The sequence below is a fragment of the Enterobacter sp. RHBSTW-00175 genome, from assembly GCF_013927005.1.
GTDB lineage: Bacteria > Pseudomonadota > Gammaproteobacteria > Enterobacterales > Enterobacteriaceae > Enterobacter.
Window position 1 is genome coordinate 3,410,489 of the sequence record NZ_CP055930.1, and the last position, 26,804, is coordinate 3,437,292.

27 protein-coding genes and 1 pseudogene are annotated in these 26,804 nt (G+C 55.5%); 15 read left to right on the forward strand and 13 right to left on the reverse strand.

Annotated features, from left to right (window positions below; genetic code table 11):
- Window positions 1-14 precede the first annotated feature (14 nt).
- The 3 genes from HV107_RS16165 to HV107_RS16175 all read left to right on the forward strand — a co-directional run bounded on the left by HV107_RS16165 (window position 15) and on the right by HV107_RS16175 (window position 3,222).
- On the forward strand, window positions 15-1,040 hold the full coding sequence (locus HV107_RS16165; RefSeq protein ID WP_182059923.1) for a sugar phosphate isomerase/epimerase: 1,026 nt from the start codon (window positions 15-17) through the stop codon (window positions 1,038-1,040).
- Window positions 1,033-2,175 carry a Gfo/Idh/MocA family protein gene (locus tag HV107_RS16170; protein WP_182059924.1) on the forward strand — a complete coding sequence of 381 codons (1,143 nt, stop codon included), beginning with the start codon at window positions 1,033-1,035 and terminating at the stop codon, window positions 2,173-2,175. Before HV107_RS16165 ends, HV107_RS16170 begins: the two co-directional genes overlap by 8 nt.
- Before the next feature lie 75 nt (window positions 2,176-2,250).
- Complete coding sequence (locus HV107_RS16175; RefSeq protein WP_182059925.1) at window positions 2,251-3,222, forward strand: LacI family DNA-binding transcriptional regulator; 972 nt, start codon at window positions 2,251-2,253, stop codon at window positions 3,220-3,222.
- A gap of 1 nt (window position 3,223) precedes the next feature.
- Here HV107_RS16175 and HV107_RS16180 read toward each other — a convergent pair whose 3' ends face one another.
- Both HV107_RS16180 and HV107_RS16185 read right to left on the reverse strand, forming a co-directional pair.
- Window positions 3,224-4,468, reverse strand: a complete 1,245-nt coding sequence (locus HV107_RS16180; RefSeq protein WP_182059926.1) for a mechanosensitive ion channel family protein — start codon at window positions 4,466-4,468, stop codon at window positions 3,224-3,226.
- Between the two features lie 66 nt (window positions 4,469-4,534).
- Window positions 4,535-5,971 (reverse strand): MFS transporter, encoded by a 1,437-nt coding sequence (locus tag HV107_RS16185; protein ID WP_182059927.1) that lies wholly within the window; start codon window positions 5,969-5,971, stop codon window positions 4,535-4,537.
- A gap of 107 nt (window positions 5,972-6,078) precedes the next feature.
- Between HV107_RS16185 and HV107_RS16190 the strand changes: the two genes are divergently transcribed.
- The 4 genes from HV107_RS16190 to HV107_RS16205 all read left to right on the forward strand — a co-directional run bounded on the left by HV107_RS16190 (window position 6,079) and on the right by HV107_RS16205 (window position 8,751).
- On the forward strand, window positions 6,079-6,957 hold the full coding sequence (locus HV107_RS16190) for a helix-turn-helix transcriptional regulator (protein WP_182059928.1): 879 nt from the start codon (window positions 6,079-6,081) through the stop codon (window positions 6,955-6,957).
- A gap of 24 nt (window positions 6,958-6,981) precedes the next feature.
- The gene (locus tag HV107_RS16195) at window positions 6,982-8,016 is read left to right on the forward strand and encodes a DUF2157 domain-containing protein (RefSeq protein WP_182059929.1); all 1,035 of its coding nucleotides are present in this window, start codon (window positions 6,982-6,984) and stop codon (window positions 8,014-8,016) included.
- Between the two features lie 137 nt (window positions 8,017-8,153).
- Window positions 8,154-8,483 (forward strand): type II toxin-antitoxin system RelE/ParE family toxin, encoded by a 330-nt coding sequence (locus HV107_RS16200; RefSeq protein WP_014069224.1) that lies wholly within the window; start codon window positions 8,154-8,156, stop codon window positions 8,481-8,483.
- On the forward strand, window positions 8,476-8,751 hold the full coding sequence (locus tag HV107_RS16205) for a helix-turn-helix domain-containing protein (RefSeq protein WP_409050285.1): 276 nt from the start codon (window positions 8,476-8,478) through the stop codon (window positions 8,749-8,751). The genes HV107_RS16200 and HV107_RS16205 overlap by 8 nt, the downstream gene beginning before the upstream one ends.
- Before the next feature lie 36 nt (window positions 8,752-8,787).
- Here HV107_RS16205 and nfsB read toward each other — a convergent pair whose 3' ends face one another.
- The 3 genes from nfsB to HV107_RS16220 all read right to left on the reverse strand — a co-directional run bounded on the left by nfsB (window position 8,788) and on the right by HV107_RS16220 (window position 10,510).
- Window positions 8,788-9,441 (reverse strand): oxygen-insensitive NAD(P)H nitroreductase, encoded by a 654-nt coding sequence (nfsB, locus tag HV107_RS16210; protein ID WP_182059931.1) that lies wholly within the window; start codon window positions 9,439-9,441, stop codon window positions 8,788-8,790.
- A 120-nt stretch (window positions 9,442-9,561) separates the two neighbouring features.
- Window positions 9,562-9,930, reverse strand: coding sequence for an MmcQ/YjbR family DNA-binding protein (locus HV107_RS16215; RefSeq protein ID WP_182059932.1), 369 nt, complete (start codon window positions 9,928-9,930; stop codon window positions 9,562-9,564).
- Complete coding sequence (locus HV107_RS16220; RefSeq protein ID WP_182059933.1) at window positions 9,920-10,510, reverse strand: TetR/AcrR family transcriptional regulator; 591 nt, start codon at window positions 10,508-10,510, stop codon at window positions 9,920-9,922. The genes HV107_RS16215 and HV107_RS16220 overlap by 11 nt, the downstream gene beginning before the upstream one ends.
- A 189-nt stretch (window positions 10,511-10,699) precedes the next feature.
- On the opposite strand from HV107_RS16220, the gene HV107_RS16225 reads away from it, so the two are divergent.
- From HV107_RS16225 to HV107_RS16235, 3 genes are all read left to right on the forward strand, one after another.
- Window positions 10,700-11,803 (forward strand): MBL fold metallo-hydrolase, encoded by a 1,104-nt coding sequence (locus HV107_RS16225; RefSeq protein ID WP_182059934.1) that lies wholly within the window; start codon window positions 10,700-10,702, stop codon window positions 11,801-11,803.
- Between the two features lie 32 nt (window positions 11,804-11,835).
- Window positions 11,836-12,177 carry a RamA family antibiotic efflux transcriptional regulator gene (locus HV107_RS16230; RefSeq protein WP_182059935.1) on the forward strand — a complete coding sequence of 114 codons (342 nt, stop codon included), beginning with the start codon at window positions 11,836-11,838 and terminating at the stop codon, window positions 12,175-12,177.
- A 154-nt stretch (window positions 12,178-12,331) separates the two neighbouring features.
- Entirely contained in the window at window positions 12,332-13,900 is a 1,569-nt protein-coding gene (locus tag HV107_RS16235; protein ID WP_182059936.1) for an alpha/beta hydrolase-fold protein, read from the forward strand.
- Here HV107_RS16235 and HV107_RS16240 read toward each other — a convergent pair.
- Window positions 13,886-14,134: a DUF1158 domain-containing protein gene (locus HV107_RS16240; RefSeq protein WP_182059937.1), complete on the reverse strand. Its 249-nt coding sequence runs from the start codon at window positions 14,132-14,134 to the stop codon at window positions 13,886-13,888. The two genes, HV107_RS16235 and HV107_RS16240, sit on opposite strands and share 15 nt — an antisense overlap.
- Before the next feature lie 489 nt (window positions 14,135-14,623).
- Between HV107_RS16240 and HV107_RS16245 the strand changes: the two genes are divergently transcribed.
- Complete coding sequence (locus HV107_RS16245; protein ID WP_182059938.1) at window positions 14,624-17,344, forward strand: cation-transporting P-type ATPase; 2,721 nt, start codon at window positions 14,624-14,626, stop codon at window positions 17,342-17,344.
- Between the two features lie 147 nt (window positions 17,345-17,491).
- A pseudogene (locus HV107_RS27540) lies at window positions 17,492-17,692 on the forward strand (hypothetical protein); the annotation flags it as partial.
- Here HV107_RS27540 and HV107_RS16250 read toward each other — a convergent pair.
- On the reverse strand, window positions 17,625-18,746 hold the full coding sequence (locus HV107_RS16250) for a YbdK family carboxylate-amine ligase (protein ID WP_182059939.1): 1,122 nt from the start codon (window positions 18,744-18,746) through the stop codon (window positions 17,625-17,627). The pseudogene HV107_RS27540 and the gene HV107_RS16250 overlap by 68 nt on opposite strands.
- 169 nt (window positions 18,747-18,915) lie before the next feature.
- Here HV107_RS16250 and HV107_RS16255 point away from each other — a divergent pair, with 169 nt between their 5' ends.
- Window positions 18,916-19,434, forward strand: coding sequence for a DUF2569 domain-containing protein (locus HV107_RS16255; RefSeq protein ID WP_182059940.1), 519 nt, complete (start codon window positions 18,916-18,918; stop codon window positions 19,432-19,434).
- Between the two features lie 106 nt (window positions 19,435-19,540).
- Entirely contained in the window at window positions 19,541-20,014 is a 474-nt protein-coding gene (locus HV107_RS16260; protein ID WP_182059941.1) for a cold-shock protein, read from the forward strand.
- Window positions 20,015-20,058: 44 nt separating this feature from the next.
- Here the strand turns inward: HV107_RS16260 and HV107_RS16265 are convergent, their stop codons facing one another.
- The 6 genes from HV107_RS16265 to HV107_RS16290 form a co-directional block, all read right to left on the reverse strand.
- Window positions 20,059-20,514: a hypothetical protein gene (locus HV107_RS16265; protein WP_182059942.1), complete on the reverse strand. Its 456-nt coding sequence runs from the start codon at window positions 20,512-20,514 to the stop codon at window positions 20,059-20,061.
- A 334-nt stretch (window positions 20,515-20,848) separates the two neighbouring features.
- Window positions 20,849-21,553: an ABC transporter ATP-binding protein gene (locus tag HV107_RS16270; protein ID WP_182059943.1), complete on the reverse strand. Its 705-nt coding sequence runs from the start codon at window positions 21,551-21,553 to the stop codon at window positions 20,849-20,851.
- Complete coding sequence (locus HV107_RS16275; protein WP_182059944.1) at window positions 21,540-22,376, reverse strand: ABC transporter ATP-binding protein; 837 nt, start codon at window positions 22,374-22,376, stop codon at window positions 21,540-21,542. The genes HV107_RS16270 and HV107_RS16275 overlap by 14 nt, the downstream gene beginning before the upstream one ends.
- Window positions 22,369-23,202: an ABC transporter permease gene (locus tag HV107_RS16280; protein ID WP_182059945.1), complete on the reverse strand. Its 834-nt coding sequence runs from the start codon at window positions 23,200-23,202 to the stop codon at window positions 22,369-22,371. Before HV107_RS16280 ends, HV107_RS16275 begins: the two co-directional genes overlap by 8 nt.
- Window positions 23,202-24,224: an ABC transporter permease gene (locus HV107_RS16285; RefSeq protein WP_182059946.1), complete on the reverse strand. Its 1,023-nt coding sequence runs from the start codon at window positions 24,222-24,224 to the stop codon at window positions 23,202-23,204. Before HV107_RS16285 ends, HV107_RS16280 begins: the two co-directional genes overlap by 1 nt.
- Before the next feature lie 103 nt (window positions 24,225-24,327).
- Window positions 24,328-25,896 (reverse strand): ABC transporter substrate-binding protein, encoded by a 1,569-nt coding sequence (locus HV107_RS16290; RefSeq protein ID WP_182059947.1) that lies wholly within the window; start codon window positions 25,894-25,896, stop codon window positions 24,328-24,330.
- A 200-nt stretch (window positions 25,897-26,096) separates the two neighbouring features.
- Here HV107_RS16290 and HV107_RS16295 point away from each other — a divergent pair, with 200 nt between their 5' ends.
- Complete coding sequence (locus HV107_RS16295; RefSeq protein ID WP_182059948.1) at window positions 26,097-26,795, forward strand: GNAT family N-acetyltransferase; 699 nt, start codon at window positions 26,097-26,099, stop codon at window positions 26,793-26,795.
- Window positions 26,796-26,804 lie beyond the last annotated feature (9 nt).

Consider the following 26,804-nt stretch of genomic DNA (forward strand, 5'->3'; position numbering starts at 1 on the left):
ATTCAGGAGGCGGTATGAGAACCATTAAGGGACCGGCTATTTTTCTTACGCAGTTTATCAGCGGGCAGCCGCCGTTTAACTCGCTGGACGGGCTGGCGGGCTGGGCGGCTGGCAAGGGTTATAAAGCACTGCAAATTCCCTGCAATCATCCACATATATTTGATGTGGAGAAGGCGGCTGAAAGCCAGACCTATTGCGACGAGATAAGCGGAAAGCTGGCCGAGCATGGGCTGGTTATCAGTGAACTCTCGACCCATCTGGAAGGGCAACTGGTGGCGGTAAACGCGGTGTATCGCGAGGCGTTTGATCATTTTGCACCAGAAGCAGTACGCGGCAACGATGCGGCGCGCCAGGCCTGGGCAACAGAGAAGGTAAAACAGGCGGCCATGGCGTCGTCCCGGTTAGGGTCGAGCGCGCACGCAACGTTTTCCGGCTCGCTAGCCTGGCCGTATTTCTACCCGTGGCCACCGCATAATGAACAGCGTTTCCAGGAGGCGTTCCGCGAGCTGGCACGTCGCTGGCGGCCGATTCTGGATACCTTTGATGAACACGGGGTGAATGTCTGTTTTGAGCTGCATCCGGGGGAAGATCTGCACGACGGCGTGACCTTTGAGCGTTTTCTGGCGCTGGTGGACAACCATCCTCGCTGCAACATTCTCTACGACCCAAGTCATATGCTGCTGCAACAGATGGACTACCTGACCTTTATTGATATCTACCATTCGCGGATCAAGGCATTCCACGTTAAAGATGCCGAATTCAGGGCCAACGCGCGCAGCGGCGTGTACGGCGGCTACCAGCCGTGGATCAATCGGGCGGGGCGCTTTCGTTCGCTGGGCGATGGTCAGATTGATTTTAAGGGGATTTTCAGCAAGCTGACGCAGTACGATTACGACGGCTGGGCGGTGCTGGAGTGGGAATGTTGCCTGAAGGATGGCGACACCGGCGCGAGCGAGGGCAGCGAGTTTATCCGCCGCCACATTATTCCGGTGTCGGGGCGTGCATTTGATGATTTTGCAGCAGGAGGCAGCAATGATTAATGTCGGTATTATCGGCAGCGGGTTTATCGGCCCGGCCCATATTGAAGCGCTTCGCCGCCTGGGGTTTGTGCAGGTTGTGGCGCTGTGCGATGGCTCGCTTGCCCTCGCGCAGGAAAAAGCGCGCGCGCTTAATGTGCCCCACGCCTACGGCAGCGTTGATGAGCTGCTGGCGCACCCTGATTTGCACGTGGTACATAACTGCACGCCCAATCATCTGCACGCAGAAGTAAATCGCCAGATTTTACGCGCGGGCAAGCATGTCTTTTCCGAGAAACCCCTGTGCATGACACCGCAAGAGGCGCGTGAGCTCGTAACACTGGCAGAACAGGCGGGGGTGATCCATGGCGTCAGCTTTGTCTACCGCCAGTTTGCGATGGTGCGCCAGGCGGCAAGCATGATGCGCGAAGGCCGTATCGGGCGGTTGTTCGCTGCACACGGCAGCTATTTGCAGGACTGGATGCTGCTGGAAACTGACTACAACTGGCGGGTTGATGCCGCTCTCGGTGGGGCGTCGCGCGCAGTTGCCGATATCGGCTCCCACTGGTGCGATACCGTGCAGTTTGTTACCGGGCGGCAGATAACCGAAGTGATGGCCGATCTCTCGATAGTCTGGCCAACGCGTAAGGCCAGCGTGGCGGGAAATCAAACCTTCATCCACGACGAACGGGCAGCGTATGAGGATAAACCGGTCACTACCGAAGACTTCGGCTCGGTGCTGTTTCGCTTTGATGACGGCAGCAAAGGCAGTTTTAACGTTTCGCAGGTCAGTGCCGGGCGTAAAAACCGCCTGACCTTTGAGATCAACGGCAGTGAACACTCCGTGGCGTGGGATCAGGAAGTGCCGCAACGGCTGTGGATTGGCCATCGCGCGCAGGCTAATCAGCTGCTGAGCGACGATCCGGGTTTAATGAGCCCGGATGCGGCGGAAAGCGCCCATTTCCCGGGGGGCCATATCGAAGGCTGGCCGGACGCGTTCAAAAATATGATGGCGCAGTTCTACCGCGCTGTTCAGGCGGGGAGGATGCCGGAGCAACCGTTGTTCGCCACCTTCCATGAGGGTGCGAATGTGATGTATATCATTGATGCAATAGTAAAAAGCCATCAGCGACAGCGATGGGTGCGTATTGAGCGATGACGTGTTGCCCGGTTCGCCGGGCAACAAATTTATGATAGCCTGCATAAAACGCTAACCGCAGGATGTGTCGTCGTTATGTCAATTCAGAAAATCGCTCAGCTTGCCGGCGTGTCTGTGGCCACCGTGTCGCGCGTGCTCAATAACAGCGACACCGTAAAGGCAAAAAACCGCGAGCGCGTCCTGTCAGCCATCAAAGAGAGCAACTACCAGCCTAATTTGCTGGCGCGCCAGCTGCGCACCGCCCGCAGCAACATGATCCTGGTGATGGTGTCCAACATCGCTAACCCGTTTTGCGCGGAAGTGGTAAAAGGTATCGAAGAAGAGGCCGAAAAAAACGGTTACCGCATTTTGCTGTGCAACTCCGGCTCTGATATCGAACGTTCCCGCTCAGGCTTAAGCCTGCTGTCAGGTAAAATTGTTGATGGCATTATCACCATGGATGCGTTCTCTAAGCTTCCCGAACTTTCAGCGCTGATCGGGGCCGCTCCCTGGGTGCAGTGTGCCGAATACGCAGATGCCGGATCGGTATCCTGCGTGGGGATCAATGATGTCGATGCCTCGCAACATGTGGTGAGCCAGCTTGCCGACAGCGGTCGTAAACGCATTGCCCTGATTAACCACGATTTAAGCTACAAATATGCCCGTCTGCGCGAGCGGGGCTATAAAAGTGTGCTGCATCTGCGCGAACTGGATTATCAGGTTGTGGAATACGCACGCGATCTCAGCTCTGCAGCCGGGATGTCCGCGATGCAAAAGCTGCTGGTAGATAACCCGCCGGATGCGGTCTTTGCCGTATCCGACACGCTGGCGGCTGGTGCATTGCGGGCGATTGAGCAGGCGGGGCTGCGCGTGCCACAGGATATCGCCGTGGTGGGTTTTGACGGCACGGAGCTTGCAGACATGATCTCCCTGACCACAATCGAACAACCTTCGCGGGATATCGGGCGCAAGGCGGTCGATTTGCTGCTGAATAAAATCGATAACCCGGATGCGCCTACGGAAAGGGTGATGATGGACTGGCGCTTTATTTCCCGCGCCAGTTCCTGATTTATTTCGCCAGTGCGCCGGCCAGCGAGCGAATATCGTTCCCGGTTGGCGACTGGTGAATGCGCAGTCCAAATTCGTCTACTACCGCGAAAATATGATCGAAAATATCGGCCTGAATATTTTCATATTCAGCCCAGATAACGGTATTGGTAAAGGCATATATTTCAACCGGTAGACCGTTAGCGTCGGGGGCTAACTGGCGCACCATTAAGGTCATATCTTTACGAATGCGTGGGTGGTTACGCAGATATTCATTCAGATAAGCACGGAATGTCCCGATATTGGTCATCTTGCGCAGGTTCAATACTGACTCGCCTTCGCCGTTTTCCTCATTCCACACGCTGATTTCTTCATGACGTGCGGCCATATAAGGTTTGAGCAGTTTTGCCTGAATCAGGTGCTGTTGTTCCTGCTCGCTGAGGAAATGGATGCTGGTGGTATCGATATTCAGGCTGCGTTTAATCCGCCGCCCGCCGGAAGCCGACATCCCGCTCCAGTTAATAAAGGCATCAGACACCAGCGCCCAGGTTGGGATGGTGGTTATCGTATTATCGAAGTTGCGTACTTTCACCGTGGTCAGGCCGATATCCGTTACCGTGCCGTTTGCCCCGTATTTCGGCATCTCCAGCCAGTCGCCAAGCCGGAGCATATCGTTGGCGGAAAGCTGAATACCGGCCACCAGCCCCAGGATTGGGTCTTTAAAGACCAGCATTAATACCGCAGCCATCGCCCCCAGACCGCTAATCAGAATGGCGGGCGACTGACCAATCAGCAGGGAGATAATCAAAATCCCCACCAGGATTGCGCTGACCAGTTTTATCCCCTGGAATATCCCTTTCAGTGGTAGCTGCGAGGCAGTCGCCATTTTTTGCGACAACTTAAGCATAACGTCCAGCAGCGAGAAGAAAGAGAGCAGGGCGTATACCATCACCCATAGCTTTGCGCAGGTGGTCAGGATTTCAGCCGCGTCGCTGCCTTTTTGTAACCATAATACCGCCTGAACGTTGACGATAATCCCCTGCAGGGTAAACGCCAGTCGGTGAAATAATTTATTTTGCGTGATTATCTGCAACCACAAATGGCTACTGGCCTGGGCACGTTTTTCAAATGCCCGCAGCACCCCTTTGTGCAGAATAAAATGTACTACGATGGCAGTAAGAAAAATAATACCAAAGATTATCACCAGGGATGTGGTGTGATTAATTTCAATGCCTAACTCTTCAACCTGGGCAATTAATTCCTGCATAACGTCTCCTGTATTGATGCAGCCCCATAATGGCGGCTGCGGATCTATTATGCAAATTCGGAGGGCTTATTTCACCGCGTGGCAAGCCTTCACCACGGGCATACTCAGGTGATGGCGCATACGCAACGTTGCCAGTGCCAGGACAATCATCATGACGGTTTCCACCACCAGGAAAGCGTTGATTGCCTGGGTGTAATCCCCGTGGTGGTTGTGCAGCGCATGCAGCAAAATGGCCCCGAAGATAGCCGGGCCAAGGCCTAATGCGGCCTGTTGCAGGGTGCTCAGAATGGCGCTGGCGGCACCGGCATCGTCAGGCTGGATATCGCGCATCCCGATACGGTAGAAACTGTTGACGATCAGCGCCTGGCCGTAGCCCACCAGCCCGGTTGCCGGGGCCAGCGTCAGCGCGGTGTTACTCATTCCCCAGTAACGGAAGGTGGCGATCAGCGCCAGCAGGCCGATTATCTGGATGGCGAGACCGGTGAGCAGAATGGTGCTGGTGCTGTAGCGAGCAATCAGACGCGGGGCAAACCACGCGGAAATAAAGTACGTCACCCCAAGCGCAATAAAGCTGTTCCCGGACTGCCACGGTGCCATGCCCAAACCCGTTTGCATGGTCAGCGCCATGCAGAACATAAACCCGGACCAGACGCTGAAAAAGAGCATCGCAATCAACACGCCAAAACGGATGCTGCCGAGCTGCAAAAGACGCGGCGGGATCAGTGGGTGGTCGTTCTCACGCTCTTTTTTGCGCGCATTTATCGCCATTAACCAGGCCAGCGGAATAATGGCAATCAGCGCAGCCTTAAGCGGCCAGGACCAGTGCCACTGCGGGCCGAGTGCCATTGGGAAAAGCAGACAGCAAAGAATTGCCGCCAGCAGAGCAGTGCCTGCCCAGTCGATGCGTGACGGGGTATCACGGCGGGTTTCCGGCACATGGCGGCGGCTTAACGCCAGAACAATCAGGCAGAATGGCACGTTGATGAAAAAGGCATTTCGCCAGCCCAGCCCGGCGATATCGGCTGATACCAGCCAGCCGCCGCCCATCTGCCCGACGATAAATGCGATACCACCGATACCGCCAAACAGGCTGATGGCTTTGGCGTGCGCCGTTCCTTTTAGCGTAACATGTAGCGTGGCGAGGATCTGCGGCATGATAAGTGCGGCCCCGGCACCCTGAACAATACGCGCAGCCAGAAGCTGTTCAATGCTCCCCGCCATACCGCACAGCAACGACGCCAGCCCAAAAATCGCTACCCCCGCCATAAACAGACGGCGACGACCCAGGTTATCGCCAAGCTTGCTGCCCAGCGCCAGACAGACGGCAAACGCCACACCGTAGAGCGCGACAATCAGCTCCAGTTCGGTTGCGGTGGCATGTAACGAGCGGGTAATGGAGTCCAGCGCGACGTTGGTGATTGAGGTATCAATCAACGGCAACATCTGGCCGGTTAACAGCAAAATCAGGCCTGCACGACCCGGTGAAACAACTGACGTATTCATGGTAACTCCATTGCGTCATTCAACAGATGGTCGTAGCATCGACTATCTGATAAACGGGTACCAGTTCTTACTTATACTGGTACTGGCACTACCATGCAGGGGGAAATATGGCGCTAATGTCTGAACCTGTCACTTCGCTTCAGGATGACACCCGAAAACAACTGGGGGCATTTTTGCGCGCGCGTCGCGAAAGCCTCGATCCGCAGCGCCTGGGTTTACCACGCAGCGGACGCCGCCGCACGCCGGGCCTGCGCCGTGAAGAGGTGGCATTGCTGGCGGATGTGGGCGTGACCTGGTACACCTGGCTGGAGCAGGGCAGGGACGTCAATCCGTCCAGCGTGGTGATGGCCGCTGTCGCAAAAGCGCTGCAGTGCACGCCGACCGAAGCCCGGCACCTGTTTGTTTTAGCGGGTCTGCCGCCGGGCGAAGCGCCGCAGGCGGTCTGCTGCGAGGGGATCAGCGAAGGCACGCGCCGTCTGCTGGATACGCTGATGCCGAAACCTGCCAGTATTCAGAAACCGAACTTCGATATCGTGGCGTGGAATGACAGCTTCGGGCACCTGATGGGCGTGGATTTCAATGAAATTCCGCCGGAAGACCGCAACTGTATTTATCTGTTCCTCACCCATCCGGCGTGGCGCGCTCGTCTGGGCAAACGCGACGATGCGCTGGCGATATTCGTCTCCTACTTCCGCGCGGCAATGGCGGAGCACCGGGGCGATCCGCTGTGGGAAGCCAAGCTGGCGCGCTTCTTTGCGGTGTCGGAGGAGTTTAAAACCCTGTGGCACCAGCGCAACGACGTGCGCGGCGTCGAAAACCAACTCAAGGTCTTCTGCCACCCTGAACTGGGAGAGTTTAATTTACAGCAGATGTACTGGTATTCCGCGCCGCGAAACGGTTCGCGGTTGCTGGTCTATCTGCCGGTGGATGAGACCGGGGAGCAGGCGCTAACATGGCTGGCGCAGCAGGCTGTTATACTGAGCTAAATCCAACTCTTTCAGGGATCGAATATGAACGTTACGCGTAAGCAAGAAAAAGTTCTTCGCCGCGCTCTCACTGAGTGGGAACAAGAGGGCGCATTAACGGCTGAGGAACATCAGCGTCTGGCGGGTAGCCTGAAACGCGTTGCGATGGACTGGCAGCGCCTGAGCCGCTACGCCTTCTGGACCGCGCTGGCTTGCGTCATTATCGCCATCGGCAGCCTGTTTGCCGACAGCGAGCTGATGGCGCGCATCATCGAATTTTTCTCTTTCTCATCCATTGCTCGTATCGGGTTGCCTGCGCTGGTGGCGGTGCTGTTTTACCTGTGGGGATTTGCCAGACAGCGGCGGGAAACCCAGTGGCACTACAGCACGGAATCTATCCTGTTCCTTGGCGTGTTCTTTACCGCCATCGCGATTTGGCAGCTTGGCGAAAGGCTGGATAACGGCAGCGGTCACATCGCGCCGCTGTTCCTTGCAGGCTGCGCCGTTTACGGGCTGGTGGGGTTCTTTGGCCGCTCAGGACTGGTGTGGCTGTTCTTCCTGCTATCGCTTGGCAACTGGTTTGGTGCGGAGACGGGCTATATGTCCGGCTGGGGCGCATACTGGCTGGGGATGAATTATCCGGTGCGATTTATCTTCTTTGGCGGCGCGCTACTGGCGCTGTGCTGGGTATTGCGCGCGATGTTGCAGGCGCGCCATCTGTACACCACCAGTAAAGCGATGGGGCTGACGTACCTGTTTGTTGCGCTGTGGATCATGTCGATTTTTGGCAACTACGATGTGGATAACTGGTACAGCGTCACTCAGGCTTCGCTGCTGCCGTGGGCGCTGCTGTTTGCCGTCGCGGCGGGTCTCTGTATTTACATCAGCCTGAAAACTGACGACGGGATGCTGCGTGGCTTCGGCCTGACGTTCCTCGCCATCAACCTCTACACCCGCTATTTCGAATACTTCTGGGACGGGATGAACAAAGTGATCTTTTTCCTGATCCTGGCGGCATCGCTGGCAGTGATAGGGCGTTATGCCGAGAAAATCTGGCACGCCGGGAGTTCGGTTAAGTAGGTTTTACGAGGCGCTTTCAGGGAATGAATGCGGTTTTTCCTGGGCCTTGATAAAGCGTGTAAGGTATCTCACGGAAGGCAAAATTAGCCTTTAATGCAAATTGCCTTATATGCTAATATCACCAGGGATGACATATTGTGTTCAGACTCATTGTCCATGAGGCAGTCAGAGAAGAGATCCTCTCATTGCCAGCAGGGGTACAGGCGAAGTTGATTCGCCAGCTTGATAAACTGCGCAGTAATCCGACGGCGCTACGAGAGCCCGACAGCAAACCCTTACCCTATGGTTTGTTTGAAATCAGAACTATTGGGCTGCTTCATAGCCGCGGGATTTATGTGTATCAGCAGGGGAAGACGATTTTTCTGCTGCGAGTGTTTATCAAGAAGACCCAGAAAACGCCCTCTGCGGAGATCCGTCTGGCATTAAAACGACAACAGGAGATGTTGGATGAGCAAGAAGATGATTGACTGGGATGCGTTAAGAACTGAACTGCTAAGTCACTCAGACGTGCAGGCGGCATTTGATGCAGAGGAACGCAAAGAACGCCTGCGTGAAATGCTGGCGCAGTGGCGTAATCATGCTGGTCTTACGCGTGCGCAGGTTGCGGAACGAATGGGAGTCAGCGCGCCAACGGTTTCCCGCATGGAAGCCAATATTACCCGGGCAAGCCTGGATACCTTAACGCGTTATGCGCTGGTATGCGGTGTTAAGCATCCGCAGATTACGCTGTACTAAAATCTGGCACGCCGGAACCCCGGGTGCCAGTAGCCATTAGCACTCGGTGACAACGGTGCTCAGCGGTAGGCGAGACTTTGGCAGAGAGGCGTTGAAATCTTCTACGCTGTGATGCCCGACCGGCACCACTACCAGGCTGGTGAAGCCTTTCTCTTTCAGGCCAAACTCTTCGTCGAGGATAGCGGCGTCGAAGCCTTCAATTGGCACTGCATCCAGGCCCATCGCGCCCACGCCCAGCAGGAAGTTGCCTACGTTCAGGTAAACCTGTTTCGCCATCCACTGGTCGTCATCTTTCAGATCCACGCGGTGCATGTCGGCGAAGTAGTGGCGGCCTTTATTGTTGGCGGCTTTGGCTTCCGGCGTGTTGAAACGGCCATCGGCCTCTTCCTGATCGACAACGCGCTCAAGCCAGGCATCGTCCATCGCGGTTTTCGCGCAGAACACCACTACGTGAGAAGCATCCAGCATTTTGCGTTCGTTGAACACATAGGTGCCCGCAGCGGATTTCGCCACGCGTGCTTTACCTTCTTCAGTGCTGGCAACAATGAAGTGCCATGGCTGTGAGTTGGTGCTGGACGGGCTGTATTGCAGCAGGGTTTTAATTTTCTCGCCTTCTTCAGCGGTCAGTTTTTTGCTTGCGTCGAACGCCTTAGTGGAGTGGCGTTTCAGGGCGACAGAAATAATATCCATAACAACTCCTGGTGATGAAATTCGCCCGTCGGCGGGCGCGAAAGGGAAGCAGATTACAAGGCAATGCGGGAAAAGATAAGTGCGATACGAGCGCTTATACTGTTCGTCTCAGCCGAACAATCAGACCGGGCGTATCCACTTCTGATCTTTTTTGGGCAGCTTGTCGACAACCAGATTCCATGAATCAGCGATAAGGTCGGCAACCAGCTCCGGCGTCATGTCATCGCTGCCGTAGAGTGAAATCCAGAGCTTTTTATTCAGGTGATAACCCGGCTCAATGCCGCGGTAAATCTGCTGATTTAACAGCGATTTTTCCGGGTCGGATTTCAGGCTGACGTGAGGACGCCCTTTTACAGTCGCCACAATCATGAAGACCTTCCCGGCCACTTTAAACACGTCGTACTCTGGCCCAAACGGCCAGCAGTGTTCTGCGAAGGGGAATTCCCGCGCAACCCTTATGGCGTGCTCCTGTAATTCACTACCGTCCATCACTATCCTCCTGAGCCAGCCCGCGCCACATGGCTTCAAAACCGAGTGCTTTAAAATCGACGGCGCGTGACGGATCGCGGGTGGCAAATTCCATCGTGGTTTCAGCCAGTGATAAGAAAATCGCATCACCGAACGTTTTGAATTCATCAGACATAAACACCTGGCGCACCGAGCGGCGACACAGTTCATGCAGTTCCGGGAACATGTCTTTTACGGCCTGTTCGGTCTCAGCGTTGATTTTTTCACTGACACCAAGCTGGCGAATGGCTGCGTGCGAGACGGGATTACGAATACCCCAGTCCACGTAGCTGTTCCAGATGTTGCGGGTATACTCTTTGGGCAGAGTTATGCTGCGATCCAGGTTCGCCAGCATCGTCTTGCAGAGATCCTGTTTCAGGTGCAGATAGACGGCATTCAGTAGATCGTCTTTGGTAGCAAAGTAGCGGAACAGTGTGCCTTCGGCGACGCCCGCGTTACGGGCGATTAATGCCGTTGAGGCGGCGATACCTGACTGCGCAAATGCAGCGGTTGCCGCTTCCAGTAAGGCCTGTTTTTTATCTTCACTCTTAGGACGTGCCACTAAATTTCCCCTCCTGTCAATTGTAAAAAACATGATTGAAACACGTGCTTTGCCACGCTGCAACGCGGAATGTCAAAGATCGAAAACGTCTTGACGAGTTTCTCGCCATATCTATAATGAGTGCTTACTCACTCATAATCAAGTTTACCCGCGCAATCCATCGGATGGGGCGCGTAGCCGGGTCAGGATATGAAAAAACCTCAATTCATCTGCGTGGTGTTTGTCATGATTATTGCTTCAGCTGCAAGTTTACCTTTTGTTCTGAATGCCGGATTCGGCCAGCCACCGCAGGGTGAGCAGCTAACGGAAGTTGAAGCGTCTGCGCAGTATCGCGACGGGCGTTTCCACAATACGCTACCTACGCCGGGCTATAACGGCGACAAAAATATGCTGGTGGCGATGTGGGAATTTCTGACCAAAAAAACCGAAAACGCGCGTCCTGCCGAGCCGCTGCCGCTGGTGAATACCGATCTGGCGAGCCTGCCGCTGGAGCAGGATACGCTGGTGTGGCTCGGCCACTCGTCCTGGTTTATGCAGCTTGCGGGCAAACGCATCTTAATCGATCCGGTGCTTGGCAACTACGCCGCGCCGTTCTCGTTCCTGAACAAAGCCTTTGCGGGTGAATACCCGTGGCGCGCCGAGTCCATGCCGGACATCGACCTGCTGATTATCTCTCACGATCACTACGATCATCTGGATTACGCCACCATTAAGGCGCTGCTGCCGAAGGTGAAGCGCGTGGTCACGCCGCTGGGTGTGGGTTCGCATCTGCGCTACTGGGGCATGAACCCTGCGATCATCGACGAGCGCGACTGGAATCAGTCGGTGCGCATCAGCGATGAACTGACGGTGCATGTGCTCCCGGCGCGTCATTTCTCCGGACGCGGCATCAAACGCGACCAGACCCTGTGGGGCAGCTTTATGTTCGTCACTCCTGAGCAGAAGGTTTACTACAGCGGTGATTCCGGTTACGGGCCGCACTTCAAAGCCATTGGCCAGCAGTTTGGCGAGGTGGATTTAGCCATTATGGAAAACGGCCAGTACGACCAGGACTGGAAGTACATCCACATGCTGCCGGATGAAACTGCGCAGGCGTCGGCAGATCTTAACGCCAGAGCCGTTGTACCGGGGCATAACGGACGCTTTGTGCTGGCGAAACACACCTGGAACGATCCGCTGATCCAGCTGGCAAGAGCCAGTACGGATAAAAACTACCGGCTGCTGACGCCGGAACTGGGCGAACCCGTCCGCGTGGGTGACACCACCCAGCAATTTAGCCAGTGGTGGGAATAATGTTTAATCGGGAAGCAGAGGGGGAGAGCAGCATGACTATTTCTGCTCAGGTCATCGACACCATCGTCGAGTGGATCGACGACAACTTACATCAACCGTTGCGCATTGAAGAGATTGCCCGCCATTCAGGGTATTCAAAGTGGCACCTACAGCGGTTGTTTATGCAGTACAAAGGCGAGAGTCTGGGGCGCTATATCCGGGAACGTAAGCTGCTGCTGGCAGCGCGCGATCTGCGCGAGTCGGACGAGCGCGTGTACGAGATCTGCCTGCGCTACGGATTTGACTCACAACAAACGTTTACCCGCATCTTCACCCGCACGTTCCACCAGCCGCCTGGTGCGTACCGCAAAGAAAACCACTGTCAGGCGCATTAATCTGGTTGCCCCGCAAGCATTGCGCTTACCGGGGCATAACCCCTTCCGCCAGACGGCGCCGTTCCCCTCAGTTGCAGAACGCCCTCCTTTTTATTGAAAATAATTCCCATTTGCATTAGCGTGAGTGGCACATTTTGCTGGGGAAAACGCGGTAATGAAAAGGGCATGGAGTGGTTTGCTGTTAGGGATTGGGACGCTGCCGGTGCTGGCGGCGACCTGTGAAACGCCTTCTGTTCAGGGGGAGCTCAAGGGGAAATTTGATGCCAGCGGCGAAGTCTGCTTTGTGCTTCCGGCCCTGGGCGAAAATTATGTCTCTGCCACGCTGAACGGTGTCACGGATGCCCGCCTGCTGGACGGGCAAAACCGGCGTATCCGCACCCTGATTGAACACGGCCCGGTGGATGGTGAACACACGCTTCTTTTTGCCCTGCCGGTGCGTCAGAGCACGTCTCTGGTTCTCCATGGGGAAGAGGGCACCCCCTGGCGTTTTCAGTGGCGGATGAAAGAAACCGCTGCGTTGTCGCGCACGCAAATGCCAGAGCCCGAAAGCCCCACGCTAAAAGCGCTGGCAAAAACGGTTGCAGCGGGGGGAAGTACGGATGCGTTCTGGCAGGCGCAAATCCGGCAGGGAACGCCGATGGTTGAATCGGTCGATTCTCATCACAAACGGGTGACTTTTTTATGGCGCGGTGCGAAGGATAACGTCTTTCTCCTTGGTTCGCCTGCGGGCGAGCACGATCCTCTGTTCCGTCTTGGTAAAAGTGACGTCTGGTTTCGCAGCTACGTGGTTCCCTCTGATACGGTAATGCAGTACAAACTCGCACCGGATGTGCCGTTAATCGACGGGCAGCCTCGCGATCAGCACCGGGCGATCCTGGTCAGCGCCCAGGCGGATCCGCTCAATCCCCATTCGTCCGGTGAACAAAAGGCTGACCGCTGGAATCGTTTTTCATTGCTTGATCTCAGCCCGGCACGCTATTTCTCCGCTCAGGCCATGGCTCAGCCGCTGAGGAATGGCACGCTGACCCGTGAAATGTTGGCCAGCAAAATTCTCGGCAACAGCAGGGAAGTGATGATTTACAAACCGCGTGGGGCACAGCCTGCGCGCTGGACGCTTATTCTGTTCGACGGGCAGGTTTATCAGGATCAGTACCACGTTGCAAATGTGCTGGACGGCCTGATTTCCCGCCATCATCTCCCCCCGGTTAATGTCGTCTTTATTGATAGTCTCGATCACCCGCGTCGTGGCAAAGAGCTGCCACCGAACCCGGATTTCGCCGATTTTATGGCTCACGAACTGCTGCCGTGGCTGCGCGGGCAGGGGATTGCCCTGCAACGGCAAAAAACGGTGCTGGCGGGTTCAAGCTATGGTGGGATCGCCTCATCCTGGGTGGCACTGCGATATCCGCGGTTGTTCGGCAATGTACTTAGCCTGTCGGGATCATACTGGTGGGCGCCGAAAGGGGAAGCCTCTGGCTGGCTCACGCGGCAGTACCAGCAGTCGCCACAGTATCCTGTGCAGTTCTGGCTTCAGGCCGGGACGTTTGAAACCCGCGGGCCGGGTGGCGGGAACTATCGCACCACTAAAGATTTTGAGCAGGTATTACGCGATAAAGGCTACCGCGTCAGCTTCCATCCGTGGTCCAGCGGCCACGATTACGTGGCCTGGTGTGAGGCGCTGATCCACGGAATGCGCGATTTCACCGGCTTACGACGCCAGTGAAAACCAACGGCGCCAGACGAAACGCAGGATAAAGAATTCGATGGCGCCAAGCACCAGGAACCACAGGCAGAAAAGGAGGGTGTAGAGCTGGTTAAGATCGACCAGGTGGAAGGTCACCATCATTTTCTGCGCCAGCACCAGCCCGAGCGAGGGTGCCGGTAACAGCAGGCAAGAGAGCAGGGCCATCAGCAGAATGCCCCCGGCTGTTAGCAGCGATTCTAACGGGTGTTTCATGTTAATGTTAATCGTCAGTTAAAAAAGTTATTGTCGGGCATATTGTAGCGTAAAGCAATATAAACCCGATATTCACTTTTTTATAAAACCAGGGTCGTGTTTCGCTAATAAATAACCGAAACAGAATAATATTCTTAAGACGATTAAGCTAATATCGGGTTATGTAAATAAATGTCTTCCTCAGGAAAATAATTTTACAAATGTATATGTGCTATATCCAATTAACGTTGCAATAACAATGGCGGCGATAATATATAACGCCAGGCGGCGTCCGCGATAAATGCCAAACATGGTGGCTCCTTGTTTAGTTTTGGTTTAGAAATATTTTGTAAAAATCAGTTCATCGAAATAGTTTTAATCAGTTTTGAATAACCCGTCAGTAATTATATTGCGGTAGATCAATTTAAGCCGCAAGCCTTAAAAATGAATTTATTAAAGCCAGAAAGGAATTCAGGCTTCCGTCCACCGGATATTGCAGGATATGACGTAATGACCAAAATGAAGAACGTACAGAATATGCCACCCGCAGGGGGAAATGTGCAGGGGAAGCCCTACCAGCAAACGGTAGAGCAAGTACTTGCTCACAAGCAGACTCATGCAGACGGCCTTGATCGCGCAGAGGCGAAAGTCCGTCTGCACCAGTATGGCCCGAATGCCCTGCCGGAAAAAAAGGGTAAGCCTGCTTGGCTGCGTTTTCTGGCGCATTTTAATGATGTGCTGATATATGTTCTGCTGGCCGCTGCGGTACTCACCGCTGTCATGGGGCATTGGGTCGATACGCTGGTTATTTTGGGCGTGGCGGTCATTAATGCGCTGATTGGTCATATCCAGGAAAGTAACGCTGAAAAATCCCTGCAAAGTATTCGCAATATGCTTTCCAGCGATGCGCGTGTTATTCGGAATGGTAATCATGACACTATTCCCACAACTGAAATAGTCCCGGGTGATATTATTGTATTACGCGCAGGCGATCGTATTCCGGCTGATATGCGTCTGATTGAAGCTCATAATTTACGCGTTGAAGAAGCTATTCTAACGGGTGAATCAACGGTTGTGGATAAACACATTCTGCCACTCGACGGTGAATTATCGCTGGGCGATCGCACTAACCTGGTGTTTTCCGGTACCACTGTTAGTGCAGGTGGCGGTGTGGGGGTGGTTATTGCAACCGGGCAGGATACGGAGCTGGGCCATATCAATCAGATGATGGCTGGTATTGAAAAGCACCGCACCCCACTGCTGGTGCAGATGGACAAACTGGGTAAAGCCATTTTCGTCATTATTCTGGCGATGATGGCCGCGCTGTTTGTCTTTAGCCTGGTATTGCGCGATATCCCGATGGGGGAATTGCTGCTCTCGCTGATAAGCCTTGCAGTGGCTTCGGTACCGGAAGGTTTGCCGGCGATTATCTCCATTATCCTATCCCTTGGCGTACAGGCGATGGCACGCAAAAAAGCCATTATCCGTAAGCTGCCAACGGTAGAAACTCTTGGGGCGATGACTGTGGTCTGCTCGGATAAAACCGGCACGCTGACCATGAACGAAATGACCGTTAAAGCCATTATTACGGCAGATACCTGCTACCGCGTGGACGGTAATAGCTATGAGCCAGTGGGCAATATCTATCTTGAAGGCAGCGATGAGCCGGTGCAGATCCAGCCGGGCACCGTGCTGGAACAGTATCTGCGCACCATCGACCTGTGTAACGACAGCCAGCTGATCCAGGATGAGCGCAGTTTGTGGGGCATCACCGGCGGGCCAACCGAAGGCGCACTGAAAGTGCTGGCGGCGAAGGCAAACCTGGAGCCTGTGTTGACCACGCTGGTTAACAAGATCCCGTTTGACTCTCAGTACAAATACATGAGCACGCACCACCAGATTGGTGGCGAAGAGCAGATCCTGGTCACCGGCGCGCCGGATGTGCTTTTCGCCCTGTGCGAGCAGCAGCAGACCCGCAATGGTACGGAAGCTTTTAACCGCACGTACTGGGAATCTGAGATGGAGCGCTACGCGCGCCAGGGGTTGCGCATGGTTGCTGCTGCGTTCAAACCGGCGAACGGTGAGACCCGGCTTACCCATGACGACCTGAACCACGGGCTGATTTTCCTCGGTATCGCCGGGATGATGGATCCGCCACGCCCGGAAGCCATCGACGCAATCCACGCCTGCCAGCAGGCCGGGATCCGCGTGAAGATGATCACCGGCGATCACCCGCAAACAGCCATGAGCATCGGCCAGATGTTGGGGATCACCAACAGCGTGCAGGCGGTTACAGGCTATCAACTGGAGAAAATGGACGATCAGGAGTTGGCGAATGCGGCGGTGGAATATGACATCTTCGCCCGTACCAGCCCGGAGCATAAGCTGCGTCTGGTGAAAGCCTTGCAGGACAAAGGTGAAATCGTGGGCATGACCGGTGACGGAGTCAACGATGCACCAGCCCTGCGTCAGGCTGATGTCGGTATCGCGATGGGAATTAAAGGCACTGAAGTCACCAAAGAAGCGGCAGACATGGTGCTGACGGATGACAACTTCGCCACTATTGCCAGCTCGGTAAAAGAAGGGCGACGCGTTTACGACAACCTGAAGAAAACCATTCTGTTCATCATGCCAACCAATCTGGCGCAGGGGCTGTTGATTGTGATTGCGCTGCTGGCGGGGAACATCATTCCACTGACGCCGGTCCTGATTTTGTGGATGAACATGGCCACCTCCGCCACGCTCTCTTTCGGTCTGGCTTTTGAAGCCGCTGAGCGCAACATCATGAAGCGCCCACCGCGTCTGACCGGGCAGCACGTGATGGATGCCTTTGCCGTGTGGCGTGTCGCCTTTGTGGGCACCATGATCGCCATCGCTGCATTTGCACTGGAAGCCTGGCTGGCACCACGCGGCCACAGCGCAGAGTTTACGCGTACCGTGCTGTTGCAGATGCTGGTCTGTGCGCAGTGGGTGTACATGATTAACTGCCGTAATGCCGACGGGTTCTCCCTCAACCGTGGCCTGCTGGCGAACAAAGGTATCTGGCTGGTGACGGGCGTACTGTTACTGCTGCAACTGGCGATTATCTACCTGCCGTTTATGCAGATGCTGTTTGGCACTGAAGCCCTGCCGCTGCGCTACTGGGCTATCACGCTGGTGATTGCAGGCGCGATGTTCTTCATCGTTGAAATCGAGAAGCGCCTGACCCGCAGGTTCCGCAAGGCTGCATAAACTTTTGCCCTCACCCTAGCCCTCTCCCACAGGGAGAGGGAACTCAGACGGCCCTCTCCCTGTGGGAGAGGGCCGGGGTGGGGGGGAACACATCTGAGGTACTCCCATGAAATTCCCACTCCTGTTCGCTCTCCTCGCCAGCACCCTGCAAACCGCCGTTTCCGTGCGGTCATGATGACGGCGGTATTCAGCGGGATGCTGGTTGCGACCCTCATCGGGATTGTTTTTATCCCCGCCCTGTTTGTGCTGTTCCAGCGCCTGCGTGAGTGGGGGCACCGGCTTACGGACTCGTGGCCCAGAGTTCGCAATGTTTTTGCACCAGCGAGGTCAGCGAACCGCCATTGTTGATGAAATCCCGCATCTGCTGCGCCTCGCTTTTGCCCTGTTTTAACAGCAGGGTAATCTCCGTGATGGCGCTGGTTGCGCCAAGTTTCCCGGCCGACGGGGCAACCTGCTCCAGTAACCACGCGATATCCTCCGCAATGGTTTTTTGTTCTCCGGTATGCACGTCGGTCAATATTCCTTGCAGCCCATAGCGGCAGGCCTGGAACCGGTTAAAGCGATACAGCAGAAAATCGCGTTCCTGATGCTGGTAAGGCCGGGTGGTCAGCAGCCAGTGTGCGGTGGCCTGGATAAGCCCGGCGATATTAATGGCGTGTGAAAGCGTGAGTGGGGTATCCATCACCCGGACTTCCACCGTGCCAAAGTGCGGGCTTGGGCGAATATCCCAGTGTAAATCTTTAATACTGTCGACGATGCTGGTGGTGCTCAGGCGGCGAAACAGCCCCTCGAACGCCTGCCAGTTGTTCACCCACGGCATCGGGCCGTTATCCGGAAACCCGGAGAAGATATTGAGCCGCGACGAAGCAAAGCGGGTATCGGTGCCTTGCATATATGGCGATGCCGCTGCCAGGGCGATAAAGTGCGGCACAAAGCGTGACAGGCCGTGCAGCAGGTAAATGGCGTCATCTCCGGTCCGGCATCCGATATGCACGTGCTGGCCAAACACCGTGGCCTGCAAAATCAGATAACCAAACCGCTCCAGCGTGATGTTGTAGCGCTCGTCATCGCACACCTCCTGGCGCTGCCATTTTTGAAACGGATGCGTCCCTCCACCACAAATCTGAATCCGCTGGTCTGCCGCCACGCGCAAGATGCTCTGCTGCATGGCAGAAAATTGCGCTGCGGCCTGGTTAATGTCCTTACACACGCCTGTGGCGATTTCGAGCATACTCTCGGTGATATCGTGCTTCACTTCACCAGCGTTGATCTCATTTTTTACGGCGGTAATCAGTGCGGAAGAGTCCTGGCTGAGATCGTAGCCCGGTGGGTTCACCACCTGGAGTTCCAGCTCAATGCCGAGGGTGAAAGGTTCTGAGGCGTGAAAGTCGGGTAAAGGCATGGGGTGCTCCGTTGTCGGGGATACGTTGAGTATAGACAACGGCGTTATTGGCCCTTCTCGATCAACTTGTGGCTGAAAAACCTGGAATGCAATTTCGCTCAAGGATGAGCCCGATATTGCCGATATCGGGTAATACCTCTACTTACAAAAAGGCAATTAAGGATAAAAAATGAGCGACACCCCTTTCAAATGGACGTGCATTTCATGCGATAAGGACATTTCGCAGGATCAGGAATACTGCGCAGAATGCGAAGAAAAGCGCTACAGGAAAATTGGGGGATTGTTATTCCTGCCATTACTCAATTTGTTACTGATCGCCTACGGTTATTTCACTTCTCTGGCAGTAACATTAAACGCCGGGCTATCGACGATGGGCCGTATTCAGGCATCCCAGTCGACCTATCTGTTTATTGCCGTGGCGGTGAATTTCATTCTCCTGCTCTACATAATTTACGTTGCCTCGCTCTTTTTCCGTAAGAAGAAAGAGCTTCCTCTTGCGTATAGTGTTTTGATCGTGGTCGGCATCGTGATAATGCTGATTGACCGGGTCGCCACGTCCAGTCTGTTCCCCGCGATACCGATGAACTTTAGCCAGATAATGCCCATAGTCACGCACGTAATTTACGCCTGTATCTGGATACCGTACTTCCGTGCTTCCGTACGGGCTAAAAAGACCTTTATTCGATAGTGGCGCAGGGCATTTACCCCAAATCCCTCGCCCCAAATCGCATTGTGTTTTACACTCCACGCTGCAAAAATTGAGTTAATGAACGATCAGACAGGCGGTAACAGCGATGAACGGTACAATCACAACGTGGTTTAAAGATAAAGGCTTTGGATTTATCAAAGATGAAAACGGTGACAACCGCTATTTTCATGTGATTAAGGTCGCGAACCCTGATCTGATCAAGAAAGATGCAGCGGTGACCTTTGAACCCACCACCAACAACAAAGGCTTGTCTGCCTACGCGGTGAAGGTTATCCCGGAAAGCCAGTACATCTACATTGCGGGCGAGCGGCTGAAACTCACCTCCATCAAATCTTTCGTGGTGTTCAGCGAGGAAGTACCGGCCGATACCAGCATTGATAAAGAAAATGCGGTGCTGTCGGTAGGGATCCTGATGAACAACATCAAACCCAAAAGCACGGCTAAGCCGGGTGAAATGCGCACGGTGAAGAAACTGGCCATCACCACCTTCCAGAAAACGACGCACATCTTCTCAGAAGATGAGATCGATATCGAAGCCACGGTAAAAATGCTGAAATAACAGAAGGCCGACACTCTGCGGAATGTCGGCCTTTTTTGCCCGCCTCAACGCGCTGTCATGTCTGATTCCTTCACAAAATCCGCCAGCAGCCAGACCATATCATGCAGCAGCTTTGTGAGTTCTTTTGCCACATCGGTTGGCAACGTCTTCCCCGCTATTGCGTGGGTGAGAGCCTTCGCGTAGTCCACCTGTAACGAGGCGTCCTGCCAACATTCGGGTACGCAGGCGTTGAGTTTTTCGCCCGCAACGACCTGTTCAACCAGGTACGAAGGCAGGTCATTTTCGCAGTGATCCCGCAACTGATTAAGCCCATGCAGAAGACGTTCGCAAAGTGCAGCATGGGTTTCGCGATCGTCGGTTTCGACTAACACGCTAACCCATGCAGCGCATGCTTCGCTCAGAACAATGGGATCCGCAGTATCGGGAAGCGGCCGGGTGAGAAGTTGGTGAATAACGTTTTCTTCAGATTGCGTGTGTGTCAGGGTAGGGTTTGTTGTCATGTGATTTTCCTTGTAAAAAAAAGCTCCTGGCCAACCAATACGTTCCTGTGCCGGTGAGTGGTAGCGCTGACGAAGGTAGGAATACCGCACACGACAAACGGTCAGCCTTTCGGCTACTCCACCAGCGCCACCATATCTTTAAAGGGGGGAACGCTGTCGCGACAATTTCATTGTCGTGTCATGAAAAACGGGTTCCTACGCCCGGTTGCGGATGCACCGCAACGCAGGCACTTTACGACCATGAAAAAACAAATAACAGTCTTATCCCTTGATGAAACAGGGTTACTTTTTCAGTTTGCGAGGCTCCTTCCAGAAAGGCCATCGCCCCACGGTACTACCCCATCCGGTGCTCGCCTTTAAGCATCGCCTCACGGTCAAACACCCGCTGGATCACCCCGTGCGCCATAAACGCCGCGCGGTCAGACATATGCGCAATTACATCTGCATCATGGCTCACCAGCAGATAGGTCATACCGTGCTGTTGTTTAAGTCGGTTCAGCAGGTTGAGAATTTCCGCCTGCACGGACATGTCCAGCGCGGAAGTTGGTTCATCCAGCAGCAACAGTTGCGGGCGTAACAGCAAAGCGCGGGCGATAGCCACACGTTGCCGCTGCCCGCCGGAGAGCTGATGCGGATAACGTTTACCCGCATCGGCAGACAGCCCAACCTGCTGCAATGCGTCGGCTACTTTTTCGGTAATCTGCGTTTCACCGTGGATTTTTAACGGCTCAGAGAGCGTGCGTGCGATAGTGTGGTTCGGGTGCAATGACGCCCACGGATCCTGAAATACCATCTGCACGTTGCGCCGCAGTGCGCCTTCAAAGCGGTGGCCTGTCTGTAAATGCTCACCCAGCACGGCAATGCTGCCGCTCCAGTCGTGTTGCAGCCCCGCCAGAACCCGCAAAATGGTGGATTTCCCGCAGCCGGATTCACCAATCAGGCTGAAGGTTTCACCTTTCCCGATTGCAAAGCTGGCTGCAGATACTGCGGTTTTTCCCCCGAAGGTAACCTGGAGCTGATTGACTTCAACGAGTGCCATTGCTCGCCTCCTTCCATGGCTGAGTACGGTCAAGCGTTGGCAGCATCTGCCCAAAGGTGCTGGCGTCAGGACGGCAGGTCCAGAGCGTGCGCGTATACGGGTGACTGGCTTGTGGCAATTGATTTGCCGCCATCTCATCGACTTTTTCGCCCTGATACATCACCAGCACGCGGTCGCAATGTTCCGCCACCAGCGGCAGGTCGTGGCTAATCAGCAGCATCGCCATCTGACGCTCTTCACACTGCTGCACCAGAAGCTCGAGGATCTGGTTACGCAGGCGGGCGTCCAGCGCCGAGGTGGGCTCATCGGCAATCAGTACCTGCGGGTTGTTAATCAGCGCGATGGCAATCATCACGCGTTGCCCCATACCGCCCGAAAGCTCGCCTGGATAACGCGTCAGCACATTGTCGGTTAGCCCCACGGCGCGAATAATGTCGTGGATGCGCGCAAGACGCTCCGCTCGCGGCAGGGACTGATGCAGGGTTAAGGCTTCTTCAAGCTGGGCGGCCACGTTTTTCACCGGGTTAAGGGCGTAGCGCGGATCCTGAAGCACCATCGCAATACGGTTACCGCGCAACGCCTGCCAGCGTTTGTTATTCAGGGTCAGCAGGTCGTTGCCGAGCACGTTAAGCTGGCTTGCGCTCACGATGCCCGGCTTGCGCACCAGCCCCATCAGGGCGCGGGCGGACATGGATTTTCCTGAACCCGATTCCCCAACCAGCGCCAGGCGTTCATTGCCAAGCGTAAAGCTCAGGTTGTTAACCACGCGCGCGGTGGGGTAGTCGATATTCAGCGCATCGACGATGACGCGTTGTTCAGTCATGTTGCGGCTCCAGTACATCGCGCAGGCCATCGCCCAGCAGGTTAAATGCCAGGCTGGCAAACAGAATTGCACCGCCCGGAATGGCGGCAATCCACCACTGGTCAAAAATGACCTGCATCCCGTCGGCAATCATGGCTCCCCATTCTGCCATCGGTGGGCGCGCGCCCAGACCGAGGAACCCAAGCCCGGCAGCAGCCAGAATAATTCCGGCCAGATCCAGTGCCAGACGCACAATCGCCGACGGCAGACACAGCGGCAGAATGTGGCCTAAAAGCAGCCGGAACCCGCGGATCCCCATCATTCCGGCAGCAGCCAGATAGTCGCTGTGACGCAGGCGCTGAATTTCACTGCGCGCCTGGCGGGCATAGGCGGGCCAGGTGGTTAAGGCCAGCGCCAGCGCCCCGTTTACCAGCCCCGGGCCAAGCATGGCCACAAACGCAAAGGCGAGGATCAGCCGCGGCATCGACATCACCACATCGGTAAAGCGCATCAGCACCCGCTCCAGCCAGCCGCCGTAAAACCCTGACAAAATCCCCACCAGCAGGCCAGCGGGCAGGGTGATGACGGTGACAAGCGCAACCAGCCCCAGCGCGGGGCGTGTGCCGTAAATCAGGCGTGAAAGCAGGTCGCGACCGTAGCTGTCCGTTCCCAGCCAGTGCTGGGCGTTGGGGGCCTGTAAGCGTGCGGCGGCGTCCTGCCAGTTAGGGTCACGCGGTGCAAGCCATGGAGCAAACAGCGCAACAGACACCAGCAGCGCGATGGCGATAAGCCCGCAAAACGCCGCAGGAGAGCGGCGCAGGCGGCGTAAAAAGAGATAAAACGGCATTAGCGCACCCTGGGATCGGTTGCCCGCACAAGCAGGTCGGTAAGGTTATTGATCAGTACAAAACAGACACCAATAAGCAACGTGCCGCCCATCACCGCTGTGGTATCGCCCGCAAACAGCGCGGTGGTGAGATAGCGCCCGATACCCGGCCAGGAGAAGACGGTTTCGGTTAATACCGCGCCTTCCAGCATACTGGTGTAGGCGAGGGCGATAACTGTCAGCAGGGTGCTACGAATATTTGGCAGGACGTGGCGCAGCAGAATGGTCATCTCCCCGGCACCTTTAGCGCGGGCGAGCAGAATGTACTCTTTGTTCATCTCGCTCAGGCACGCTGAACGCGTCAGGCGGGTAATGCTCGCCAGCGAGTAATAGGCCAGCAAGAGCACCGGCAGCACCAGATGGCTGATGGCATTTCTGAAGGCGTCCCGGTCACCGGAAAGCCAGGTATCGACAAGCGCAAACCCGGTACGTGGCTCAACGGTAAACTGCCAGACATCATCCAGCCTGCCGGGGCCTGCGCTCCACTGGAGCTTCGCATAGAACAGCGCCAGCATCAGCAGGCCGAGCCAGAAAATCGGTACCGAGTTGCCGAGCAGGGTAAGCGTGCGGATCGTCAAATCGAGCGCTGTACCGGCGTAGCGGGCGCACAGCACGCCAGCTATCACGCCGAGTAAGCCGCCAATAATAAGCGCCAGGGTTGCCAGCTCCAGCGTGGCGGGAAACGCGTGCAGCAGATCCTGTAACACAGGCTGCCCGGTGGCGCTGGCAGTGCCTAAATCGCCATGGGCGAGGTTTTGCACGTAATGCCAGAACTGCACGGGCAGCGGTTGATCCAGACCGAGCTGGTGGCGAACCTGATCGTAAGTGGACTGGCTGGCGTGATCGCCGACGATCTGCAAGACGCGATCGACGGGGGAAAATGCGGAAAGCGCAAACGTGATGAGCAACAGCCCGAAGAGCGTGAGCATCAGGGTCAGCAAGCCCTGAAGCACGCGCGTCACGTGGGTGGAAAGATGTGGCATGGGAAATCTCTTCATGCCGGGTGGCGGTTTCGCCTTACCCGGCCGACAAAAACCGAGAACGTAGGCCGGGTAAGCGAAGCCGCCACCCGGTAACAAGGGCATATTACTTCGTGACGTTGTCGTACCAGACCATATCCGCGTTCAGCCCCTGCTGATAACCCTTCACGTTATCACGCACCACAATCTGGGTTTTGCCCTGATCGACAAACACGTACGGCGAGTTATGCTGCAACTCTTCCTGCATCTTCTTGTACAGACCCAGGCGCTTCGCCGGGTCAGGCTCGGCAACCGCGGCCAGTGTGGCTTTATTCAGCTCAGGAATTTTCCAGCCGTTCAGGCCCGCCACGGTGCTGGATTTACCGTCGTTCCAGGCGAATGCACTGGCGTTAGAGTGCGCATCGAAATAGTCCGGGATCCACAGGCGGATCGCCGCCTGATGCTGTTTAGCGCGTACGCGGGCATACACCTGGCTACCCGCCGCTGGCAGTAGATCTACCTTCACGCCGCCCTGGGCAAAACTTGCCTGCATGGATTGCGCGATGGTGATAAACGGCGGCTTGTTCTCCACGTCCAGCGTGAAGTGCGCATCCTTGATGCCCGCTTTGGCGAGGATCGCTTTCGCTTTTGCCGGATCAAACTTAAATGGATTGTCTTCCAGCGCCCCCGGCAGACCAACCGGCAGGAAGCTCTGATGGACAAAATACTGGCCTTTCAGCAGGTTTTTGGTGATGCCGTCATAATCTACCAGCCAGCGAGAGGCTTCCCAGAAGGCCGGGTTGTTCAGCAGTGGGTTAGCGCTGTTGCCGGTGTTAAACACCAGGTAGTTTTGCTCGGCAGACGGAATGCTCAGTACCTTCACGCCGGATTTGCCTTCCAGCGCGCTGATCTGGTCAGCACCCAGATCGCGGGCGACATCCGCATCACCCTGCTGGATCAGCAGGCGGCGGGAAGCCGGGTCGGGGACGTTTTTAATGATGATGCTTTTAAGCTTCGGCGCACCGCCAGGGGCGGTTTCGTTGGCTTCCAGTACGATGGCCTGATGCGGCTGGTAGACACGCATTTTAAACGCGCCGCTGCCCGCAGAGTGCATTTTCAGCCAGGCATTGCCGAAGTCGTTATCCTTCACGTTCGCAGACACCAGTTTCTGATCAACGATAGAGGCAATCGGCGTGGAGAGGATATTCAGCGCCACGGACGGGCTGACGTCCGCCGTCCAGTGCAGGGTGAGCGTGTGGTCATCCACTTTCTTCAGCTGGCTTTCGATGTTGCTCGCGTCCCAGCCCAGCACGTTAAGAATAAACGCCGGGGATTTGTTCAGGGTCACGGCGCGGGTATAAGAGAAGATCACATCTTCCGGGCGCAGTGGATTACCGGAGGCGAATTTCGCATCAGGCTTCAGTTTGATGGTCAAGGTTTTTGCTGCCGCATCGGCCTGCCAGCTTTCGGCCAGAATCGGGGTGATTTTTTCCGGGTTAGTGCGGTCTGGCTGTACCAGGCGCTGATACAGGCTCGGTACGGTCTGGATGCTGGAAAGTTCGTTGGCTTCTGCCGGGTCGAGACTCACAATGTCATCAAGACCTTGTGCGACAACCAGCGTATTGGGTGGCGTGGCGGCGTTGGCAGTAGCAGAGAGCACAGCCAGTACCAGTAACGGCAGCAATTTTTTTGTCATAGCGATCCCTGGAAAGTCATTATTGTGATTGTTTTATGCACCGCTACGTTAGGCTGGCTAATGTATTCCGCAAAGTTTAAATTCTGCTTTGCTTATGCCTTCAGGGTATAACGCATTTATATTGGCTATTAGCCCGAACGCTTTCCTGCCGCTTTTTAACCTGCTATAACAAAATCCTTACCTTTCAAGGAGTCATCCCTGTGCCGGAAATCAATCAACATGGTCAGACCGTTAACGATATTGTTCCCGACTGGAAAGGCGCGAGCGTCCTGACCCGTACACCGCTGGTGGGGCGCTATTGCCGTCTTGAACCGCTGGATCAAGAGCGCCATACCGCCGATCTCTTTGATGCTTACGCCCTGGGGGATGACAGTGACTGGACGTGGCTTGCCAGTACGCAGCCCGCCACGGTTGAAGAGACATCGCACTGGGTGCTCGGTAAAGTAATGGATGATGCGCTGGTGCCATATGCCGTTATCGACTCGCGCACCGACCATGCGGTGGGGCTGGTGAGCTATATGGCGATTGAACGGCTGATGGGGTCGGTAGAAATCGGCCACGTCACCTGGTCGCGAAAGATGAAAGGCTCCCGAATTGGCACCGAGACGGTGTGGCTGCTGCTGAAAAATGCCTTTGAGCACGGCTATCGCCGCCTGGAATGGAAGTGCGATTCGATGAACGTGGCATCGCGCAATGCCGCAGAGCGTCTGGGGTTTATCTGGGAAGGGCGGCTACGACAGAAGCTAGTGCGCAAGGGGCGCAACCGCGATAGCGACATGCTTTCTATTATTGATAGCGAATGGTCAGCGCGTGATGCGCAGTTGCGCGCGTGGCTGGCACCGGAGAATTTTGACGAGGAAGGGCGGCAGGTGAAACGGCTGGATGCGTTTCGCGGGTAGCATGTTATG